Source organism: Paraburkholderia denitrificans, assembly GCF_042655705.1.
GTDB lineage: Bacteria > Pseudomonadota > Gammaproteobacteria > Burkholderiales > Burkholderiaceae > Paraburkholderia > Paraburkholderia denitrificans.
The window spans coordinates 1-793 of the sequence record NZ_JBHSMP010000047.1; the positions used below are offsets into that span (position 1 = coordinate 1).

Here is a 793-nt window from a genome sequence, read left to right on the forward strand (position 1 = left end):
CCAGATGACGGCCGGAAGCTGGATCTACATCGGTTCGCAGGGCATCGTGCAGGGCACCTACGAAACGTTCTATGCGGTCGCGAATCAGCACTTCAACGGCGACCCGTCGGGTCGCTGGATTCTCACGGGCGGCCTCGGCGGGATGGGCGGCGCGCAGCCGCTGGCGGCGACGATGGCGGGCTTCTCGATGATCGCTGTCGAATGCGACGAGACGCGCATCGATTTGCGCCTGAAGACGCGCTACGTGGATCGCAAGGCGAAGACGCTCGACGAGGCGCTCGCCATCGTCGAGGAAGCGAAGCGCACAGGCAAGCCGGTGTCGGTGGGTCTGCTCGGCAACGCCGCCGACGTGTTCGCCGAAATCGTCGCGCGTGGCATCACGCCGGACTGCGTGACCGACCAGACGAGCGCGCACGATCCGGTCAACGGCTATCTGCCACAAGGCTGGAGCGTCGAGCAATGGCGCGAGGCGCAGAAGGTTGCGCCTGAGAGCATCGTGACGCCCGCGAAGCAGGGCATGGCCAACCAGGTGCGCGCCATGCTTACGCTGCAGCAGCGCGGCGCCGCCACGCTCGACTACGGCAACAACATTCGTCAGATGGCGCTGGAAATGGGCGTTGAAAACGCCTTCGATTTCCCGGGTTTCGTGCCCGCGTATATTCGTCCGTTGTTCTGCGAGGGCAAGGGGCCGTTCCGCTGGGTTGCGCTCTCGGGCGATCCGGAAGATATCTACAAGACCGATGCGAAGGTCAAGGAACTGATTCCGGACGATCCGCATCTGCACAACTGGCTC

At 64.2% G+C, this 793-nt stretch carries 1 pseudogene; it reads left to right on the top strand.

Annotated elements, in window-relative coordinates:
- Nucleotides 1-793: pseudogene (locus ACFPTO_RS25070) on the top strand (urocanate hydratase); the annotation flags it as partial.